Origin of the sequence: Prauserella alba (genome assembly GCF_024171735.1) — a bacterium.
Taxonomy (GTDB): Bacteria; Actinomycetota; Actinomycetes; order Mycobacteriales; family Pseudonocardiaceae; genus Prauserella; species Prauserella alba.
In genome coordinates this window covers 665,700-684,983 of record NZ_JAMTCH010000005.1, presented here as the reverse complement: position 1 = coordinate 684,983, position 19,284 = coordinate 665,700, and the positions used below count along the sequence as shown (strand labels likewise).

Below are 19,284 nucleotides of genomic sequence, written 5' to 3'. Positions count from 1 at the left end.
CGCCCACGGCAGGCGCGCCCGCACCCGGGTACCCGGTGGCTCCGCTCAGCCGTGACGGCCGTGTCGGCGGCCGCATCCGACTACCCGGAATCAGGCAGCGCGCGGGTCGGCCGAGTCCCGCGATCAGGCAACCTCCGGCCCATGACGTTCGGTGTCGCTCATGACTTCGCTGATGTCCATGACGATCGACCTGGTCGTCTGGTGACGCACGAGCCAGGTGCGCATCAGGAAGGGCGGGTCGGTCAGCTGCAGCCATGACCATTCGGGGAGCAGCCGGGCGGCGCTCGCCTCGGTGAGCAGTACCGCGGTTGCGTCGGCGGCCAGCGCGCAGGCCAACGCGTTCTCGCTGAAATGGGCGAAGTGCCACTCCGGAGCGATGCCGAGGTCGTGTGCGGCGGCGACCAGCCGGTCGTGTTCGGCCGGTACCTGGTCACGAGCATGCGCGAGTACGCGCATCCCGTCGAGGTCGGCGAGGCGGCAGCCGGCCGGGCCGCGCAGTGCGTGACCCGGCCGGACGGCCAACCCGAACGGATCCGCGAAGAGCTCCCTGTGCTGCAGGCTCGACGGTGGAGTCTGGTGGATCAATCCGATGTCCAAGTGCCCTTCGCGGACCATGCGCAGCTGAGCGGTACTGCTCGCGTCGGTGAACGCGAGTTCCGCCAGCGGGACGCGGCGCCGGGTTTCGGCCAGCACCCGCTGCACCCAGCCGGGAGGCAACCCCGGCGGGAGACCGACACGAACCACTTCCCGTGCAGGGCCCGCGGATTGCGCGACCCGGCGGCAGGCGTCGGCCATACTCAGGGTCTGCAGCGCGTGTTCGTGCAGTGCACTGCCGGCCAAGGTGGGGCGCACCCCGGTGTGGACGCGTTCGAACAGGGTGGCGCCGAGTTCCTGCTCCAGCTGCCGCAGTTGCCTCGTCAGCGCGGGCTGCGAGATGAGCAGCCGCTCCGCTGCCCGGGAGAGCGACCGTTCGGCGAACACCGCCGTGAAGTAACGCAGCTGCCTGAGTTCCACCGTGCCTCCCGGCGTCGGCATTCCGTACGGGCGAAGTCGATAACTTCTGGTTATACCCATCCTGTTCAAGCGGTATTGGATATTGCCACCGGCGCGGCGTCAAATGTGTCGAGACAGCAGGTCGGAGGTTATCGACGACCCCGGCGGACGGGAGGAGCACGGTGGCAGAGGTCGAGCATTTTGACGTCGTTGTTATCGGCGGTGGTGCGGGTGGCGTCGCCGCGGCCGCCGGTGCGGCGCGGGCAGGGGCGCGCGTCCGGCTGATCGAGCAGTATCCCTACCTGGGCGGCGCGGCGACGATCAGCTCGGTGCTCACCTTCTGCGGCTTCTACGACCAACGCGGCACGCAAGTGGTCGCCGGCATCGGCCAGGACGTGCTGGAACGCCTCCGTGCGCGGGGCGTCTACGAAGAGAAGACGATGGGGTGGACGGGAAACCGCATCGTGCTGCTCGATCTCGAATCCACGAAGATCGTCTGCGACGAGTTGCTCGCTGACGAGGGCGTGGATGTGCGGCTGCACAGCCGGCTGATCGACGCGACCCGTCGCGAGGACGACATCACCGAGGTCGAGGTGCATCACCGCGGTGGCCGCGAGCGCATCACCGCCGACGCGTTCGTGGACGCCAGCGGGGACGGCGCGCTGCTGTCGTGTGCGGACGTCCCCACCCGCGTCGTCCCCCTCGAACGCAGGCAGACGAGCACTCTGGTGTGCCGATTCGGTGGCGTCGCCCAGGATGCTGATCTGTCGCGGGAAGGCCTGCGTTCCGCGGTCGCCGCCTACAGCCGCGAGACGGGGGTGTCGCTGGCGCGTGACTACGGCATCGCCGTGCACCTGCCCGTCAGCAGGGACGTCATCGCGCTGCTCGTCGACGAGCAGGTCGACGCGCTCGACGCGGCCGCGATCAGCAGGGACGAGGCCAGCGCACGACGACAGGCGTGGTTGTACCTGGACGCGTTGCGCAAGCACCTGTCCGGGTGGGCGCAGGCCTACCTCGTGGAGACCGGGCCACAACTGGGCATTCGCGAAAGCCGGCGGCTGGACGGACACTGCCGGCTGAGCGAGAGCGACGTGCTGGGGGCGGTCAAGCGCCCGCAGGATTCGATCGGTCGTTGTGGCTGGCCGATCGAGGACCACTCGGGGCCGGGCGTCACGAACTACCGGCCGATCGACGGTCGCGGCTGGTACGACATCCCCTACGGCGCGATCCGAGCGCGAGAAACCGACAACCTGTGGGCGGTCGGCAGGCTGACCAGTTCCGACGACGAGGCATACGCTTCGGTTCGGGTGATGGGCACCGCGTTCGCGACGGGACATGCCGCCGGTGTCGCTGCCGCACAGTACAGCCAGGGGGAACGGCACGACCTCGCCCGAATCCGCGCCGAGCTGCGTCGTCAGGACGCGCTCGTCTGACCGACCTCGGCGCGGAGTCCCCCGACCTTCGCGCTGTTCCATCCCCATGACAAGGAAGTCTGGAGAATCGATGATGCGCTCGAATCACGACTCCCCGTACCGTTGGGTCGTTCTGCTGCTGTGCTGGGCGGCCTTCACCATGACCTCTGTGGACCGGTCGACGTGGGGTCCCGCCTCGGCCGCGGTGAGCGACTCGCTGAACGTCCCGCTCGCCGCATTGGGCATCTTCGCGACGTGCTACTACATCGGCTACGTCGTGGCCAACGCCGCAGGCGGTTTCTGCAGTGACTGGCTCGGCGGGCGACTGACGCTGGGGGTGACGTCGCTGGTCGCCGGTGGCCTGATGATGTTGTTCGGCTCGACGACCTCGATCGGGGTGGGACTGGCGATCCAGGCTGCACTCGGCCTGTTCGCGGGGGCCGACTTCTCCGCGGGTCTCAAGCTCGTCGCCGCCTGGTTCCGGCCGGAAGCACGGGGTTTCGCCGCGGGCGTGTTCATGACGGCGACGTCGCTCGGCACGGTCGTCGCCAACGCCGTGGTTCCCGGTCTCATCGTGAACTCGGGCTGGGAGACCTCGTATCACCTGTTCGGCGCGGTGACGATCGTCATCGCGATCCTCTGCCTCGCCTTCATCCGAAATGGACAGCACGACGGCACGAGCGAAACCCCGGCACGGCGGGCGGTCCCCGACGTACGCCCCCTGCGGCGCAACCGCGATCTGTTGTTTCTCGGGCTCGCCGGGTTCGGCGGCCTGTGGGGCACCTACGGCTTCATCACGTGGTCCAACACCCTGATGGTGAGGGGCAACGGCATCGACCCCGTGGACGCGGGCGTGGTGGTGGTGATCTTCGCCGGCGTGGCGATCGCGGTGAAACCGTTGGTCGGGATCGTCACCGATCGGCTCGGAACCGGCAGGCGAATCCCGATCGCGATCATCCTGGCCGCGTTCGGAGCCACGCTGCTGGTGTTCGGCACATTGGACAGCTACACCGCGTTCCTCTGGGTCGCGCCCGTCCTCGGACTCACGGCGTACGCATACAGTCCACTGACCGCCGCCATGACACCGACCCTCGTGGGACAACACCTCACCGGCTCGGCGGCCGGCGTGGTCAACGCCTTCTGGCAGCTGGGCAGTGTCGCAGTTCCTGCCGTGGTCGGTCCCGTCTTCCAAGTCACGGACTCGTTCTACGCCGCGTTCGTCACGCTGGCTGTCGGGCCGCTCATCGGCGCAGCGGTCATGCTGTGCGTGCGAGACGACCGGCCGCGCAACGCGGTCGAGACGCCCGCTGCTCGTTCGAACGCGGCGTGAACAGATACCCGGCCCGAAGTCCCGACCGCGTCACCAGCATCCCCGCACCCGGGTACCCGGTGGCTACGCTTACCGGATGCGGCCGTGTCGGCGGCCGCATCCGATGACCCCCGGAATCAGACAGCGAGGTGCTTCAGGCGTGGCGGATCCGTCGTTCGACGTGGTGAGCAAGGTCGACCGCCAGGAGGTGGACAACGCGGTGAATCAGGCGGCCAAGGAGCTGTCGACGCGGTTCGACTTCCGGGGCACGGGCGCGTCGGTGGCGTGGTCGGGTGACAACGCCATCGTGGTGGAGGCCGAGACCGAGGAGCGCGTGAAGGCCGCGGTCGACGTCTTCAAGGAGAAGCTGGTCAAGCGTGGCGTGTCGATGAAGGCGTTCGACGCGGGCGAGCCCGCGGTGTCGGGCAAGGCGTACAAGGTGTCCGGTTCGATCGTCGAGGGCATCGACCAGGACAAGGCGAAGCAGATCTCGAAGTACATCCGGGACGAGGGCCCGAAGGGTGTGCAGGCGCAGATCCAGGGCGACCAGCTGCGCGTGTCGGGCAAGAAGAAGGACCACCTGCAGGACGTGATCACGCTGCTGAAGGAGAAGGACTTCGGCATCGCGTTGCAGTTCATGAACTACCGGTGACGCCCGGTCGCGTGTGGGCGGATGGCCCCGGCGGCCACCGACGTCGCCGGGGTCGTTCGGAGATCCCCACGCCGCGCCCACCCTCACGCTCGGCGCGCCACGACCACCCCGGTGCGGGACCCCGGACGAAGGACAATGCTCTGCCGCCCCGGTGAAAAGATCGTGAACCACTCACCATTCATCACCTGATCGTGTTTGAATCCCCCGGTCGCCGTCGGAGACCGGGGGTTTTCCGTGCACGTCCATCCGCCGACCAGCCGCCCTGCCGGCCGCACCGCCGGCGCGTCGTACACCCGGCCGGGCACTCCGTCGACGAGCCGTCCCGCTGGCAGTCCCGTCGACACTGCACCGACCGGCGGTCCGCACCCGCGGCACCGCACTCCGCGAACCCGCTCCCTGCTGCGCCGCGCGTTCGCCGTCACCGCGGCCGTGCTGCTGTGCCTGACGCCGACACCCGCCGTGGCCCAGAGCGCCGACCGGCAACTGCTGCACGAGGACTACGGCTCCTACCCACGGCTGATCCGCACCCAGCACGGCCACCTCGACCACAACGGCCGCATCCTCGCGACGATGACCAGCACCGACGAGGCCGGCTTCTACGCGCCGGTCTACGAGAGCACCGACGAGGGCCGCAGCTTCCACCAGGTCGGCGAGGTCCGTGACCCCGAGGGCCGCTACGGCAGCGGCATGTGCTGCGGCACGCTGTACGAACTGCCTCGAAGCATCGGCCAGTACCCGAAGGGCACGCTGCTGTGGGCGGCCAGCTACCGGCAGAAGGCGCCGCGCGACACCCGCCGGATCGGCATCCGCATCTGGGCGAGCACCGACACCGGCCGTTCCTGGGACTTCGCGGGCGAACCGGTGACGTCCTACGGCCCGCCCGGCGTGTGGGAGCCGGAGTTCGACGTCGACGACTCCGGCACGCTGCAGATGCACTACGCCGACGAACGCGGCGGCGGCGAGTTCGACCAGTTCCTCACGCGCAGGTCGTCGGACAACCTCGTCGACTGGAGCGACCCGGCCCACACGCTCACGATCCCGCCGTGGGAGGTGCGCCCCGGCATGCCCATCACGGCGAGGCTCCCCGACGGGCGGCACTACTTCAGCTACGAGATCTGCAACTTCGGCGAGCGGTTCTGCGATCCGTACTTCAAGATCTCCGACGACGGCGAGGACTTCGGCGATCCGACCGATCCGGGCACGCAGGTCGCCACGCCCGAAGGCCGCCACTTCCGGCACTCGCCCACGATCTCGCCGTTCCCCGGCGGCCCGAACGGCACCCGGATGCTGCTCATCGGCCAGATCTACGCCGACGCCGACGGCACCCCGAACGCGGGCAACGGCAAGACGATCCTTGCCAACGACGACCCCGGTTCCGGTGAGTGGTACGAGGTGCCTGCGCCGGTCGAGGTCGCCGACCCGGTCGACGACCCGTGCCCGAACTACAGCCCGTCACTGCTGCCGGTCGACGGCGGGGACACCGTGCTGCAGGCCACCGCGGACCGCACCGCCGACGGCTGTCGGATCTTCTTCGGCACCGGCCCGTCCCGCTAGCCGGTACCCTGATCCCCCGGAAGGCTGAGTCCGCCGGACACTGAGCCCGACGGACTGGGCCTGACGACGGACTGGCCTCACGACGAACTGGGCCCCACGATGGACACGGCATGAAGGGCGGGCGATGAAGGGCATCGTGCTGGCGGGTGGCAGCGGGACACGGCTGCACCCGATCACACAGGCCGTGTCGAAGCAGCTCCTGCCCGTCTACGACAAGCCGATGATCTACTACCCGATCTCGGTGCTGATGCTGGCCGGCATCCGCGAGATCCTGATCATCTCGACGCCCTCGGACCTGCCGAACTTCCAGCGTCTCCTCGGCGACGGCAGCCAGTTCGGCATCGAACTCTCCTACGCCGAACAGGCCGCACCGAACGGCCTGGCCGAGGCGTTCGTCATCGGCGCGGACTTCGTCGCGGGCGACGACGTGGCGCTGATCCTCGGCGACAACATCTTCTACGGCCAGGGCTTCTCACGAACGCTGCAGACCGAGGCCGCCGGGCTCGACGGCTGCGTACTGTTCGGCTACCCCGTCAAGGACCCGCAGCGCTACGGCGTCGGCGAGATCGCCCCGGACGGCACGCTGCTGTCCATCGAGGAGAAACCCGCCGCGCCGCGGTCGAACAAGGCGATCACCGGGCTGTACCTCTACGACAACCAGGTCGTCGACATCGCGCGGGGGCTGAAGCCGTCGGCGCGTGGCGAACTGGAGATCACCGACGTCAACCTGACGTACCTGCGCGAAGGCCGCGCCCGGCTCGTCGAGTTCTCGCGCGGGTTCGCGTGGCTGGACACGGGCACGCACGACTCACTCCTCGAAGCCGGCCAGTTCGTGCAGGTGCTGGAGCACCGCACCGGGGTGCGCATCGCGTGCCTCGAAGAGGTCGCGCTCCGGATGGGCTACATAGACGCCGACGAGTGCCACCGGCTCGGCGTGAAACTCGCCAAGAGCGGCTACGGCGACTACGTCATGGACATCGCGAAGGCGGCGGGCGCCACCGGCTGACGATTCGGCGCACCCGGGCCACCGTGGCCGTGTTGCGCCCTCCGGGGGCCGTGTTGCGAATTCCGGGGCACGCGACACAACCGGGCGGGTCAGTCGCCGCGCGTCGACACCCACACCAGAACCGTAGCCGCGGCGAGGATTCCGGCCGTGGCGAGCAGTGTCGGCGTGAACTCGTCCAGCGCGGCAACGACCTGCGGCCCCACGCTGGCTCCGAGGAACAGCGACGCCGAGTACAGCGCGGTCGACGCTCCGATCGCTCCGCCCGCGCGTGCGTGGATCAGCCCGACGACCGCCGGTGACGCGAGCGCGATCGCGCCCACGAACACGAGCAGCACCGCAGCCAACGCCACCACGTCACCCGCCGCGACAGGCAGTGCCAGTGCGGCGACGGCGGCAGACCCGAGAAACCCCGTCGCGCGTAGCCGGAGCGGCAGGCTCGCGGTGAGACGGGTCAGCACCGGCGCAGCGATCACCGCGGGCAGTGCGCTCGCCCGCAGGGCGAGCATCGCGCCGGTGCTGTCGACGGCGGCGGGACCCGCCAGTTCGATGGCGGTGTAGACGACGACGAATCCGCCGAGCAGCGCGGCGGTCGCCAGGTACAGGCCGAGCAGTCGCGGCCGAGCCAGCAGCCGTGGCACGGCCGCCACAGCGGCGAACACGGAGTCGGCGCGGCTCGCGGAGCCGTGGTCGTCGGGCCGCAGCAGCCGCACCGCCACCACCAGGACGACACCCAGGGCAGCGCCCGAGACCAGGAACACGGTCCGCCATCCCAGCGGCGCGAGCGCCTGCGCGACCACCTGCAGCACCACGGCCGACGCCAGCCCCGCGCTGCTCAGCGCGCTGAACGCCACGGGGCGCCGCGCCGGGTCGAGCTGCGACGTGACGTACGCGAAGCCGGTCGGCACGAGCATCGCGGCCGCCGCGCCTTGCACGCACCGCAGCGCAACCCCGGTGGCCAGCGACGACGCCAACGGCACGGCAACCGTCGTCACAGCCACGGCAGCGAGTCCGGACAGGATCACCCTGCGCGGCCCGAACCGGTCGGCCAACGGTCCGGCCGCCAGGAAACTCACGGCGAACGACAGGCTGAACGCGGTCACCATCCAGGTCGCGGCGGACGTCGACGTACCGAAGTCCCCGGCAATGGCGGGAAGCAACGGGATCACCGCGTAGGCCTGCCCCACGCCGACGACAGCGCTGCTCACCAAGGTCACGAGCGTGCGCGCGAACGAGGCCCACGAAGCCGCCGGACCACCGGACGCAACAACACCCGACGCGGCAGCACCGGACGCGCCGACGTGGGACATCGCTGCACCGGACGTGGTGGATTCGGAGGAAGGCATGCCCCCATCGTGGCCAACCAACTAGTTGGAAGTCAACTGAACAGTTGGAACGGTGGTAGACATGGGCACATGAACGACACCCGGCAACGACTGCTCACCGCGGCCCGCGACGAGTTCGCGGCGCACGGCATCGCGGGCGCGCGCGTCGACGCGATCGCAGCCCGCGCGGGCGTCAACAAGGAACGCATCTACGGCTACTTCGGCAGCAAGGAGAAGCTGTTCGACGCCGTGGTCACCGACGCGAAAGCCGAGCACGCAACGGGAATCGGCCTACCGTCGGGCGACCTGGCCGAGTACGTCGGCAAGCTCTACGACTACCACCGCGACCACCCGGTACTGCTGCGTCTGCTGCTGTGGGAGTCACTGCACTACGGCGACCGCCCGGTACCCGATCCCGACGGTCGCGCACAGGCCTACGACGAGAAGGTCTCGGCCCTGGCCGACGCATTGGACGACCCTTCCGGCGCCACCGCCGATCCGCACGCCACCGCCGCCACCCTGCTCACCCTGCTCGGACTCGCCTGCTGGCCGCACGCGATGCCGCAACTGGCCGGTTTCCTCGTCCGCGGTGTCGACGAGACCGAGCGCCACGCGGTGCTGCGCGCCCACACGGTCGAGTTCGCACGCCGAGCACTGGAACGCCGACCGTAACGGTGTTGCCCCTCCGCCACCCGGCGCCGTGGCACGACTGCACCCCGGTGCCCGTGTTGCGGGTTCGCGGGGCCGTGTTGCGGGTTCGCGGGCGCGCATCGCAGGTCAGGGTGTTGAAGACGACGGGAAAGGCGGTCGCACGCCGGCCGATCGCTGAACGCCGGGCCTGCCGGAATGCAGAACACGCGGTACCGAGCGCGGAATACGCGGTGCTGAGTGCAGAACACGCGGCGACGCAAACCGATCCCGGAAAGCGCAACACGGGCCCCTGGAAACGCAACACGCGCCCCGGAATCCGCAACACGGCACGCGCAGGCGTCAGAGTTGGCGGCGGGCCATGTCCTCGAGGCGGCGGATGCGGTCCTCGATGGGCGGGTGGCTGGAGAACAGCCGCGACATGCGCTCACCGGGACGGAACGGGTTCGCGATCATCAGGTGCGACTGCGACACGACCTTCGGCTCGGGAGCCAGCGGTGCCGCATTGGTGCCCTGTTCGAGCTTCCGCAACGCCGACGCCAGCGCCAGCGGGTCGCCCGTCAGCTCGGCACCCGACGTGTCCGCCTGATACTCACGGGAACGGCTCACGCTCATCTTGATGATCCCCGCGGCGACCGGCCCGAGCAGCGCCAGCAGCAGCATGCCGATCGGGTTGCCACCCTCGCGGTTGCCGCCGAACATGCCGGCGAACATCGCCATGTTCGCCAGGAAGCTCACCACGCTGGCCAGCGCACCGGCGACCGACGAGATGAGGATGTCGCGGTTGTAGACGTGGGCGAGCTCGTGACCCAGCACGGCGCGCAACTCGCGTTCGTCGAGGATCTCCAGGATGCCCGTGGTGCAGCACACGGCGGCGTTGCGAGGGTTACGCCCGGTGGCGAACGCGTTGGGCGCGCGGGTCGGGCTGACGTACAGCCGCGGCATCGGCTGGCGCGCGGAGGTCGCCAGTTCGCGAACGATGCGGTACATCGCGGGCTGCTGCGCCTGCGACACCGGCTGGGCGCGCATGGCCTTCAAGGCGAGCTTGTCGGAGTTGAAGTAGGCGTAGCCGTTCATGGCCAGCGCGATCAGCAGTCCGATGATGAGCGCACCCCTGCCGAACAGGCCACTGATGCCGATGATCAGCGCGCTCATCAACCCCAGCAGCAGTGCCGTCTTGAGGCCGTTGTGGTGCCTGTGCACCGGCTCACCCTCCTCCCGGTCCGCGGGCGGGAACCGTCCCCGTAGCTGCGGCCACCACATGTGGCCGGCGTACGGTTCAACGCCCGAAGCTCCGGCGAAGTTCCACGTCAGCGCGGTGTGAGCCTACGGCCGACGAGGTGACGAGCCGTGTATCACACCACAGCGGCTGTCGTGTTCGTCCCGTCGTACAGTAGAGTTCGGCGCACCGAAACCGCGAGGGTGGGGCATGAACGACACTGGTGACGGCCACATCGCCGCCGCGAACGCCGACGAACGCCGCAGGCAGGCACAGCGGCGCGGTCGCGCCCGCAGGCGTGATCGACGCGCGCTCGTGGCGCTCGGTGTGGTGTTCGTCCTGGCGATCTCCGGCGCCGTCGGCTACGCCCTCCAGCCCGGGAGCGCCGACAACGACACGCTCCGGCTCGTCACCACCACGACGTTCCTCGACGACACGGTGCGCCACGTCGGCGGCGACGACGTCGAGACCGTGCGGCTCATGGGCCCCGGTGTCGATCCGCACCTGTACCAGGCCAAGGCGGGGGATCTGCGGGAGATGCGCCGTGCCGACGCGGTGATCGCCGTCGGGCTCTACCTGGAGGGTTCCCTGCAGCGGACCCTCGACGAGGTCGGCCGCACGAAGCCGGTGCTGATGGCAGGTGAGGCAGTGCCGACCGGCGAGCTGCTGAGCCCGCCCGCCGGGTCGGCCCCGGAGGAGGAGCACGACCCGCACATCTGGCACGACCCCGCACTGTGGACGCACGTCGTCGACGCCGTCGCCGAGCGTCTCGCCGACCTCGACCCGGAGCACGCCGCCGACTACCGCCGCCGCGGCGAGGCCTACAACGACGAGATCCGCGCCGCGGCCGACGAGGTCCAGCGCACGATCGACCGCATTCCCGCAGCTCGCCGCACACTCGTCACCTCGCACGACGCGTTCCGCTACTTCGGCGACGCGTTCGGCATGGACGTCGTGGCGATCCAGGGCATCTCCACCGAGCAGGAGGCGACGACCGCCGACGTGGCGCGCGTGGCCGAACTGCTCGCCGACGAGAACCTGCCCGCCGTGTTCCTCGAGACGAGCGTGTCGCGGCAGACCGTCGACTCGATGGTCGCCGCCGCCCGGCACCGCGGCGGCGAGGTGAGCGTCGGCGGCGAGCTGTACTCCGACTCCACCGGCCCCGACGGCAGCTACCTGGGCATGTTGCGCGCCAACGCGGCCACCCTCACGGAGGCACTGACATGACCACCGGCGCATTCCCTCCCGCGGAGGCGGCGAGCAGCACCGCCGACGCACTCCTTCCCGCGGAGGCGGCAACCAACACCGCCGACGCACTCTCCCCCGCGGAGGCGGCAACCAACACCGCCGTCGCGCTCTCTCCCGGGGAGCGGGCCGGCACGACCGATGTACTCGTTCCCACGGGAGGCGGACGCATGACCGAACCGGCACTCCGTTTGCAGGGCATGAGTGCCTCGTACGGCGGGCGGCCCGTGCTGGCCGGCGTCGACGTCGAGATCCCGGCGGGCACGCTCAGCGCCGTCGTGGGGCCGAACGGTGCGGGCAAGTCGACGATGGTCAAGGCGGCGCTCGGGCTCGTGCCGTCGGTGCGTGGCACGGTGCGCTGGCTGGGACAGCCGTTGCGCCGGGTCCGCAAACGCGTGGCCTACGTGCCGCAGTCGGATGCCGTCGCGAAGGACTTCCCCATCACGGCGGTGCAGGTCGTGGAGATGGGCCGCTACCCGCACCGCGGCTGGCTGCGCAGGCTGACGCCCGCGGACGACGACTGCGTGGCGGGTGCGATGGCGCAGGTCGGCGTCGCGGACCTGGCGGACCGTCCGATCGACGAGCTCTCCGGGGGGCAGCGGCAGCGGGTGTTCCTCGCGAGGGCGTTGGCCCAGCGTGCGGATCTCATCGTGCTCGACGAGCCGTTCACCGCTGTCGACGCGCGCACCGAGAAGGCGCTGCTGGAGATCCTCACGGGGTTGTGCCGCGAGGGCGTCTCGGTCATCGCGGTGCACCACGACCTGCGCGAGGTGCTGGACAGCTTCGAGCACGCGGTGCTCATGGCGGGCACCGTCGTCGCCGCGGGAGCGCCCGCCGACGTGCTCACGCCCGAGCACCTCGAACGTGCCTACGGCATGGCGCCGTTGGCGACCCGATGAGTGCCGTCGTGACCGGCTCGCTGCAGGCCGGAGCACTGCAGACGGGAACGCTGCAGGCAGGCTCGCTCGGTGGGCTGCTGGAGGCGCTGCCGCTGTCCTACCCGGACGCCGTGGTGGTCGTCGGCACGGCCGTGGTCGGCTTCGTCGCGGGGCTCCTCGGGCCGCTGGCCGTGCTCCGGCAGCGGAGCATGTTCGGCGACGCGATGAGCCACGGCACTCTCGCGGGTGTGGCGGTGGCGTTCCTGCTCACGGGCGCCAAGGTGCCGGAACTGCTGCTCCTCGGCGCTGCGATCTCGGCGACGCTCGCGGCGTTCGCCATGATCGCGCTGGAACGCACCGGGCGACTGCGGTCCGACACGGCCATCGGCGTCGTCCTCTCGGTGTCGCTGACGCTCGGCATCGTGCTGCTCACCGGCATCTCCGGCAGCGGCAACGCCCAGCAGTCCGGCTTGGACGAGTACCTGCTCGGGCAGACCGCGGGCATGGTGGAACGCGACATCGTCGTCGCGCTGGCGGGAGCGGGTGTCGCCGTCGCGGTGGTGCTGGTGGGATTCCGGCTGCTGCGGTCGGCGACGTTCGATCCGGGGTTCACGGCCGTCGCCGGGGTGCGCACGTGGATCGTCGACGCCGCCAGCACGGGACTGCTGGCGCTCGCCGTGGTGCTCGGCGTGCGCACCGTCGGGGCGATCCTGATGGTCGCGTTGCTGGTCGCTCCGGTCGTCGCCGCGCGGCAGCTGACCACCCGGCTGGCGGTCCTGCTGCCGTTGTCCGCCGTCATCGGGGCGGCGTGCGGCGCGGCGGGCGGGCTCGTCTCCGGGCGTGCGGAACTGCCTGCCGGGCCGGTGATCGTGCTGCTGGCGACGGCACTCGCGGTGCTGTCGGTGGTGCTGGCCCCGCGACGCGGCGTCATCGCGCGCGCCCGAGCGGGCAGGCTGCGGGAGGAGCGTGGCCATGTCACCCGATGACGTGATGATCATCGTGATCGCCGGGCTGCTGTCGACGTCGTGTGCGGTACTCGGCGGCTTCCTCGTACTGCGCGGCCAGGCGCTGCTGCCCGACGCGGTCAGTCACGCCGTGCTGCCCGGCATCGTGTTGATCTTCGTGCTGTCCGGTGAACGCGCCTCGCTGTGGACGGTCGTCGGCGCGACGGCGTTCGGCGTGCTGTGCGTGCTCGGCTCGGACTGGTTGCGGCGCAGCGGCGTCGTCGAATCGGACGCCGCGCTGGCCCTGGTGTTCCCCGCCCTGTTCTCGCTGGGCATCCTCGGCATCAGCCGGTTCGCGTCGGGAGCGCACATCGACCTGGACTCGGCGATCTACGGCGACCTGACGTTCGCACCGCTGCGCACCATCTCCCTGTTCGGCGCCGACGTGCCGCGGTCGCTGGTGATCACCGGCGTGGCCACGGTCGCCGTGGTGGCGCTCGTCGTGGGGCTGTGGCGGCCGCTGCAGGCGGCGACGTTCGACCCCGCGTTCGCCGAGCTGGCGGGACTGCGCGGCCGGCTGATCGGCCAGGTGCTGCTCGTCGCCGTCGCGGGGCTGGCCGTCGTGGCGTTCGACAGCGTCGGCGCGATCCTGGTGATCACGTTCTTCGTGGTGCCGGCCTCGACGGCACGGCTGTTGACGGCGCGGCTCGGGTCGATGCTCGTCGTCGCGGCGGGCTGCGGGTGGGTCGCCTCGGTCGCGGGCCACGGCGTCGCGGTGTCGCTGGACACGTCCATCCCCGGCACGATCGGCCTCGCCAGCGGGGTGCTGTTCGCGCTCGCGCTGGTGCTGGCACCCCGCCGCGGCGTGCTGGCCCGGTGGAGGGCCCGCACCTGACCTGCGTGTCCTGCACTAGGGGCCGTGTTGCAGGTTCCGGGGCGCGTGTTGCGGATTCCGGGACGCGTGTTGCGCTTTCCGGGACGCGTGTTGACGTCTCCGCGACGGCGGTCGACAGTGCTCCTGTGCTACACATCGGAACGATCGTCATGGGAGCTGCCGACGTCCGGCGGGCAGCCACCTTCTGGAGCGCCGCGCTCGACTACGTCCCCCGCAGCACCGCGGTCAACGACGACTTCGTGGTGCTCACCCCGCGCGACGGCCACGGCCCCGGCGTGGCTCTGGATTCGAGTGATTCCCCGGTCCAGCCGCATCCCCGTGTGCACCTCGACCTCTACGCCGCCGACGCCGACGAGCAGACGGCCGAGGTCGCACGCCTCGTGTCGCTGGGCGCCTCGCGAGTCGACTGGGACCTCTACCCTGCCGACCCGGATTTCGTGGTGCTCGCCGACACCGAGGGCAACCGCTTCTGCGTGATCGACACCTCCCACGCCGGGTAACGCCCACGCCCGATTGACGGCCCGGCCGGGCGCCACGGCACCGCTCACCCGCGGAAAACGCCTCGCACCTCCGCCGGCGCCAACCGTAGGCTGCGCGAATGCCGAGTGATCACCTGCTGCTCACCGTGCTCGGATCGGCCACGCCGTACGCCACGGTCGGCAACCCCTGCTCCGGATACCTGGTGACGAACGGCGAGACGCGCGTCTGGGTCGACGCGGGCAGCGGAACGCTCGCCGCGCTGCAACGACACACGCGACTCGACGAGATCGACGCGATCTGGATCTCGCATCTGCACGCCGACCACAGCGCCGACCTGCTCACGGCCTACTACGCGCTGCTGTTCGCCGACATCGATCTCGCCACGCCGATCCCGCTGTACGGGCCACCGGGCACCGCCGACCGGCTGGCCCACTTCCTCACCAACGGCCCCGACCGCAGCCCCGTTGAATCCGCGTTCACGGTCCGCGCGCTGCACGACGGCCACCGGGCCGAGGTCGGCCCGATGACGCTCACCAGCCGCGCCGTACGACACGGCATGCCGGCGTTCGCCGTACGCGTCGAGGCGTGCGGGACGTCGTTGACCTTTTCCGGCGACACGGCCCCGTGCGGCGCGCTCACGGAGCTGGCCGCCGGCACGGATGTCCTGCTGTGCGAGGCCGAGAGCGACCGCACACCCACCGCCGGGCCCCAGGTCCACCACACCCCGGAGGACGCCGCCGACACCGCCCGAGCCGCGGCCGCCCGCCGGCTGATCGTCACGCACGTCGGCCGTTTCCTGACCCCGGCCGACGCGACGGCCCGCGCCGGCGCCGTGCTCGACCACGACGTCGAGTACGCAGCGCCGGGCGAGACCTTCGTGGTCACCGGAACGCAGAACCCGCGAGGCGGAGCTGTCACGCCGTAACCCCGAGGGGTGGTGGCCGGCCGAAGGGTGGTGGCCGGCCGACCGGCGGGCGCTGACCACGCAGATCCGGGGCGCACACACGCCGTTCCGAGTGCAGAACACGCGGGCCTGGGTGCAGAACACGCGCAACGCACAGTCGCGTGTCAGCCCGGCGTTGGGGGGCGGTCGGGCGACGGGTGGGCGCAGGACACGCGGCTACTTGCGGATCTCCAGGGTGCAGCACTTCGGCCCGCCGCCGGCCTTGCGCAGTTCGGAGATGTCGACGAACCGCACCTCGTAGCCCCGCGCGGTGAGCTGTTCGGCCAGGCCGGTCGCCTCGGCGGGAAGCACGACGTGGCGGCCGTCGGAGATCCCGTTGAGCCCGAAACACTCCGCGTCGGCCTTCGTGGCGACGACCGCGTCCGGGAACAGCCGCCGCAGCACCCGCCGCGAACCCTCCGAGAACGCCTCCGGGTAATAGGCGATCTGCGCCCGGGAACCACCACCGACACGGCCGGCTCCCCCGGAACCCGCAACACGGTCTCCGGAACCCGCAACACGGGGCCCCGAATCCGCAACACGGGCGGTGGCACCGGTGCCGTCCACGGGGCCGGCACCGTCGGCTTCGCCGGAGAGCACGAACAGCGCCGTGTCGAGGTGGTAGTAGCGCTCGTCGACCAGCTGCAGGGACACCACCGGCACCCCGAGCGCCTCCTGTGCCTCGGCGTGGGCGCCGGGATCGGTGCGGAACCCGGTGCCGGCCAGCAGTAGCGCGCCGGTCCACACGAAGTCGCCCTCGGCCTCGTTGATCTGCCGCGGCATCGTCAAGTCGCGGAACCCGTTCTCCACGAACCAACGCCGGAAGTGCTCGGCCTCGGCGGCACGCTCCGGTGCGCGGAACCGCGATCCGAGCACCCGGCCGCCCACGACGGTTCCCGAGTTGGCGGCGAACACCATGTCCGGCAGACCAGGCTGCGGCGGCACCTCGTCGACCGTGTGGCCCAGTTCGCGGTAGGTGTCACGCAGCGTCGTCCACTGCCGCATGGCCAGCTCGGTGTCGACGGGCCGGTCGGGGTCCATCCACGGGTTGATCGAGTACTCCACGGCGAAATACCGCGGCGGGCACATGAGGTAGTGGCGGGGGGTCGGGACACGTACGGGCAGCGCGTGATCGCCTGTCATGCTTCGAATGTAGAACCGCCCGGTCACGCAAACAATCGACGAAGATTGCGCACCAGTGTGCTAATCATTGCGCATGAACACGTTGGATCAGCGGATCGTTTCTCGCCTCGTTGCCAATGCGCGATCGAGCTACGCAGAGATCGGCAAGGAGGTCGGACTGTCGGCTCCCGCAGTGAAACGCCGCGTCGACCGGCTGCTCGACGACGGGGTACTGCGTGGCTTCACCGCGGTGGTCGACCCGGAGGCGCTCGGCTGGGGGACGGAGGCGTTCGTCGAGGTGCATTGCCATGGCAATGTCTCCCCCGCGCGCATCCGCTCCCACCTGGAGCCACTGCCCGAAGTGGTGGCGGCCTACACTGTCTCGGGTGCTGCCGACGCGATCGTGCACCTGCGCGCGTCCGATATCCATCACCTCGAATCGGCGCTCGAACGCCTCCGCGGCCTGGAGATCATCGACCGGACCGTGTCGACCGTCGTGTTGTCGACACTTCTGGAGCGTTCCCCAAATCCAGGCGAATGATTACCCTGAAACATACGCTCGGCGGAGCCGTCGCCGTCTCAGGTCGTGGAATCCGGGGGTCATCACTCGTGCACCATAGGTAAGGCAAATCACACCCGTCCGCTCGCCCTGAAAACAACAAGTAATCTCGAAGTATTGCGCGCTGGGCGCGCCAGTCGTCAGAGAGGGATTTCCTGGCCCATGAGCACGAGTGCGAACGGCAGCGCAGCGGCCGGCACCGACGCGCTGTCGGCGTCCCGACCGACAGAGGTCAACCGGCTCGAGCGTGTCGTGATCCGGTTCGCCGGTGACTCCGGCGACGGCATGCAGCTGACCGGCGACCGCTTCACGTCGGAGGCGGCGGCGTTCGGCAACGACCTCGCGACGCTGCCGAACTTCCCCGCGGAGATCCGCGCACCTCAGGGCACCATCCCGGGCGTATCGAGCTTCCAGGTGCACTTCGCCGACTACGACATCCTCACCCCCGGCGACCGCCCCGACGTGCTGGTGGCGATGAACCCGGCGGCGCTCAAGGCCAACATCGGCGACGTGCCCAAGGGCGGCACCGTCATCGTCAACACCGACGAGTTCGGCAAGCGCAACCTGGCCAAGGTCGACTACGAGTCCAACCCGCTCGAGGACGACTCGCTGTCGGCGTTCGAGGTGCACGAGGTCGCCATGTCGACCCTGACGCAGGGCGCGCTCGCCGACACCGGACTCGGCAAGAAGGACGCCGAGCGCTGCAAGAACATGTTCGCCCTCGGGTTGCTGTCGTGGATGTACCACCGGCCGACCGAGGGCACCGAGGCGTTCCTCCGTGAGAAGTTCGCCAAGAAGCCCGAGGTCGCCGAGGCGAACGTGCTGGCCTTCCGCGCGGGCTGGTACTACGGCGAGACGACCGAGGCGTTCGGCACGACGTTCGAGATCGCCCCCGCCAAGTTGCCGAGGGGCACCTACCGGCAGATCACGGGCAACACCGCGCTCGCCTACGGCATCGTCGCGGCCGGGCAGCAGTCGCGACTGCCGGTGCTGCTGGGCACGTACCCGATCACGCCTGCCTCCGACGTGCTGCACGAGCTGTCCAAGCACAAGAACTTCGGCATCACCACGTTCCAGGCCGAGGACGAGATCGCCGGCATCGGCGCGGCTCTCGGCGCCGCCTACGGCGGTGCGCTGGGCGTCACCTCGACGTCCGGCCCGGGGATCGCGTTGAAGGCCGAGACCATCGGCCTCGGCGTCATGACCGAGCTGCCGCTGGTGGTCATCGACGTACAGCGCGGCGGGCCTTCGACGGGCCTGCCGACCAAGACCGAACAGGCCGACCTGCTGCAGGCCTACTTCGGCCGCAACGGCGAATGCCCGGTGCCGATCGTCGCCCCGGCGACGCCTGCCGACTGCTTCGACATCGCGCTCGAGGCGACCCGCATCGCACTGACCTACCGCACGCCGGTGCTGCTGCTCTCCGACGGCGCGGTCGCCAACGGCTCCGAGCCGTGGCTGATCCCCGACGTCTCGACCCTGCCCGACCTGTCGGTGACGTTCGCGTCCGAGCCCAACGCGCCGGACGGGTCCGGTGAGCACTGGCCGTACCAGCGCGACCCGGAAACGCTGGCCCGCGAGTGGGCGCTGCCGGGCACGGCGGGGCTGCAGCACCGCATCGGCGGTCTGGAGAAGGCCGAGGGCAAGGGCAACATCTCCTACGACCCCGACAACCACGAGAAGATGGTGCGGCTGCGCCAGGCCAAGGTCGACGGTGTGGCCGTGCCCGACGTCGAGGTCGACGATCCCACCGGCGACGCGCGCGTACTGGTCCTCGGCTGGGGGTCGACCTACGGTCCGATCGGCGCCGCGGCGCGGCGGGTGCGTGCCAAGGGCATGCCGATCGCCCAGGCCCACCTGCGCCACCTCAACCCGCTGCCGGCCAACCTCGGTGAGGTCCTCGCCAGTTACGACCACGTGGTCGTGCCCGAGATGAACCTCGGCCAGCTGTCGATGCTGCTGCGCGCCAAGTACCTGACCGACATCCAGTCCTACACCAAGGTCGCCGGACTGCCCTTCAAGGCCGAAGAACTCGAAAGCGTCTTCACCGACATCCTCAGGGAGGTCACCGCAGTATGACCGACGACGCACTCTTTCCCGCGG

Annotated in this window: 18 protein-coding genes; 14 read left to right on the top strand and 4 right to left on the bottom strand. The window is 70.2% G+C overall.

Annotated features, from left to right (window positions below):
* Window positions 1-123: 123 nt before the first annotated feature.
* Window positions 124-1,014: a LysR family transcriptional regulator gene (locus tag LY12_RS18810; protein WP_253858567.1), complete on the bottom strand. Its 891-nt coding sequence runs from the start codon at window positions 1,012-1,014 to the stop codon at window positions 124-126.
* A 161-nt stretch (window positions 1,015-1,175) separates the two neighbouring features.
* Here LY12_RS18810 and LY12_RS18805 point away from each other — a divergent pair, with 161 nt between their 5' ends.
* From LY12_RS18805 to rfbA, 5 genes are all read left to right on the top strand, one after another.
* Window positions 1,176-2,426: an FAD-dependent oxidoreductase gene (locus tag LY12_RS18805; RefSeq protein ID WP_253858564.1), complete on the top strand. Its 1,251-nt coding sequence runs from the start codon at window positions 1,176-1,178 to the stop codon at window positions 2,424-2,426.
* A 70-nt stretch (window positions 2,427-2,496) separates the two neighbouring features.
* Window positions 2,497-3,735 carry an MFS transporter gene (locus LY12_RS18800; protein WP_253858562.1) on the top strand — a complete coding sequence of 413 codons (1,239 nt, stop codon included), beginning with the start codon at window positions 2,497-2,499 and terminating at the stop codon, window positions 3,733-3,735.
* Between the two features lie 139 nt (window positions 3,736-3,874).
* Window positions 3,875-4,366: a YajQ family cyclic di-GMP-binding protein gene (locus LY12_RS18795; protein WP_253858560.1), complete on the top strand. Its 492-nt coding sequence runs from the start codon at window positions 3,875-3,877 to the stop codon at window positions 4,364-4,366.
* A gap of 399 nt (window positions 4,367-4,765) precedes the next feature.
* Complete coding sequence (locus LY12_RS18790) at window positions 4,766-5,920, top strand: sialidase family protein (protein ID WP_253858915.1); 1,155 nt, start codon at window positions 4,766-4,768, stop codon at window positions 5,918-5,920.
* Window positions 5,921-6,044: 124 nt separating this feature from the next.
* Window positions 6,045-6,926, top strand: a complete 882-nt coding sequence (rfbA, locus tag LY12_RS18785) for a glucose-1-phosphate thymidylyltransferase RfbA (protein WP_253858558.1) — start codon at window positions 6,045-6,047, stop codon at window positions 6,924-6,926.
* 89 nt (window positions 6,927-7,015) lie between these two features.
* Here the strand turns inward: rfbA and LY12_RS18780 are convergent, their stop codons facing one another.
* The gene (locus tag LY12_RS18780) at window positions 7,016-8,269 is read right to left on the bottom strand and encodes an MFS transporter (protein WP_253858556.1); all 1,254 of its coding nucleotides are present in this window, start codon (window positions 8,267-8,269) and stop codon (window positions 7,016-7,018) included.
* Between the two features lie 69 nt (window positions 8,270-8,338).
* On the opposite strand from LY12_RS18780, the gene LY12_RS18775 reads away from it, so the two are divergent.
* Window positions 8,339-8,920, top strand: a complete 582-nt coding sequence (locus LY12_RS18775) for a TetR/AcrR family transcriptional regulator (RefSeq protein WP_253858554.1) — start codon at window positions 8,339-8,341, stop codon at window positions 8,918-8,920.
* A 318-nt stretch (window positions 8,921-9,238) separates the two neighbouring features.
* Here the strand turns inward: LY12_RS18775 and htpX are convergent, their stop codons facing one another.
* A complete protein-coding gene (gene htpX / locus LY12_RS18770; protein ID WP_253858552.1) occupies window positions 9,239-10,099 on the bottom strand; it encodes a zinc metalloprotease HtpX in 861 nt (286 codons plus the stop codon).
* A gap of 226 nt (window positions 10,100-10,325) precedes the next feature.
* On the opposite strand from htpX, the gene LY12_RS18765 reads away from it, so the two are divergent.
* From LY12_RS18765 to LY12_RS18740, 6 genes are all read left to right on the top strand, one after another.
* Window positions 10,326-11,342 carry a metal ABC transporter solute-binding protein, Zn/Mn family gene (locus LY12_RS18765; RefSeq protein ID WP_253858549.1) on the top strand — a complete coding sequence of 339 codons (1,017 nt, stop codon included), beginning with the start codon at window positions 10,326-10,328 and terminating at the stop codon, window positions 11,340-11,342.
* Window positions 11,343-11,530: 188 nt separating this feature from the next.
* Window positions 11,531-12,259, top strand: coding sequence for a metal ABC transporter ATP-binding protein (locus tag LY12_RS18760; RefSeq protein WP_253858914.1), 729 nt, complete (start codon window positions 11,531-11,533; stop codon window positions 12,257-12,259).
* Window positions 12,260-12,333: 74 nt separating this feature from the next.
* The gene (locus tag LY12_RS18755; RefSeq protein ID WP_253858913.1) at window positions 12,334-13,224 is read left to right on the top strand and encodes a metal ABC transporter permease; all 891 of its coding nucleotides are present in this window, start codon (window positions 12,334-12,336) and stop codon (window positions 13,222-13,224) included.
* A complete protein-coding gene (locus LY12_RS18750; RefSeq protein ID WP_253858546.1) occupies window positions 13,211-14,077 on the top strand; it encodes a metal ABC transporter permease in 867 nt (288 codons plus the stop codon). The genes LY12_RS18755 and LY12_RS18750 overlap by 14 nt, the downstream gene beginning before the upstream one ends.
* 149 nt (window positions 14,078-14,226) lie before the next feature.
* Entirely contained in the window at window positions 14,227-14,577 is a 351-nt protein-coding gene (locus LY12_RS18745; protein WP_253858542.1) for a VOC family protein, read from the top strand.
* A 98-nt stretch (window positions 14,578-14,675) separates the two neighbouring features.
* Window positions 14,676-15,482, top strand: coding sequence for an MBL fold metallo-hydrolase (locus tag LY12_RS18740; protein ID WP_253858539.1), 807 nt, complete (start codon window positions 14,676-14,678; stop codon window positions 15,480-15,482).
* A gap of 195 nt (window positions 15,483-15,677) precedes the next feature.
* Here the strand turns inward: LY12_RS18740 and LY12_RS18735 are convergent, their stop codons facing one another.
* Window positions 15,678-16,643, bottom strand: coding sequence for a dimethylarginine dimethylaminohydrolase family protein (locus LY12_RS18735; RefSeq protein WP_253858536.1), 966 nt, complete (start codon window positions 16,641-16,643; stop codon window positions 15,678-15,680).
* 73 nt (window positions 16,644-16,716) lie between these two features.
* Between LY12_RS18735 and LY12_RS18730 the strand changes: the two genes are divergently transcribed.
* Together LY12_RS18730 and LY12_RS18725 are read left to right on the top strand one after the other, a co-directional pair.
* The gene (locus LY12_RS18730) at window positions 16,717-17,163 is read left to right on the top strand and encodes an Lrp/AsnC family transcriptional regulator (RefSeq protein ID WP_253858912.1); all 447 of its coding nucleotides are present in this window, start codon (window positions 16,717-16,719) and stop codon (window positions 17,161-17,163) included.
* Window positions 17,164-17,343: 180 nt separating this feature from the next.
* Window positions 17,344-19,260: a 2-oxoacid:acceptor oxidoreductase subunit alpha gene (locus LY12_RS18725; protein WP_253858533.1), complete on the top strand. Its 1,917-nt coding sequence runs from the start codon at window positions 17,344-17,346 to the stop codon at window positions 19,258-19,260.
* Window positions 19,261-19,284 lie beyond the last annotated feature (24 nt).

Excerpts from the sequence above, each read along its gene's own strand:
- LY12_RS18740 (WP_253858539.1), top strand. The coding sequence starts at position 14,676 with ATGCCGAGTGATCACCTGCTGCTCACCGTGCTCGGATCGGCCACGCCG.
- LY12_RS18735 (WP_253858536.1), bottom strand. The coding sequence starts at position 16,643 with ATGACAGGCGATCACGCGCTGCCCGTACGTGTCCCGACCCCCCGCCAC.
- LY12_RS18800 (WP_253858562.1), top strand. The coding sequence starts at position 2,497 with ATGATGCGCTCGAATCACGACTCCCCGTACCGTTGGGTCGTTCTGCTG.
- LY12_RS18750 (WP_253858546.1), top strand. The coding sequence starts at position 13,211 with ATGTCACCCGATGACGTGATGATCATCGTGATCGCCGGGCTGCTGTCG.
- LY12_RS18745 (WP_253858542.1), top strand. The coding sequence starts at position 14,227 with ATGGGAGCTGCCGACGTCCGGCGGGCAGCCACCTTCTGGAGCGCCGCG.
- rfbA (WP_253858558.1), top strand. The coding sequence starts at position 6,045 with ATGAAGGGCATCGTGCTGGCGGGTGGCAGCGGGACACGGCTGCACCCG.
- LY12_RS18780 (WP_253858556.1), bottom strand. The coding sequence starts at position 8,269 with ATGCCTTCCTCCGAATCCACCACGTCCGGTGCAGCGATGTCCCACGTC.
- LY12_RS18760 (WP_253858914.1), top strand. The coding sequence starts at position 11,531 with ATGACCGAACCGGCACTCCGTTTGCAGGGCATGAGTGCCTCGTACGGC.
- LY12_RS18730 (WP_253858912.1), top strand. The coding sequence starts at position 16,717 with ATGAACACGTTGGATCAGCGGATCGTTTCTCGCCTCGTTGCCAATGCG.
- LY12_RS18765 (WP_253858549.1), top strand. The coding sequence starts at position 10,326 with ATGAACGACACTGGTGACGGCCACATCGCCGCCGCGAACGCCGACGAA.
- LY12_RS18775 (WP_253858554.1), top strand. The coding sequence starts at position 8,339 with ATGAACGACACCCGGCAACGACTGCTCACCGCGGCCCGCGACGAGTTC.
- LY12_RS18725 (WP_253858533.1), top strand. The coding sequence starts at position 17,344 with ATGAGCACGAGTGCGAACGGCAGCGCAGCGGCCGGCACCGACGCGCTG.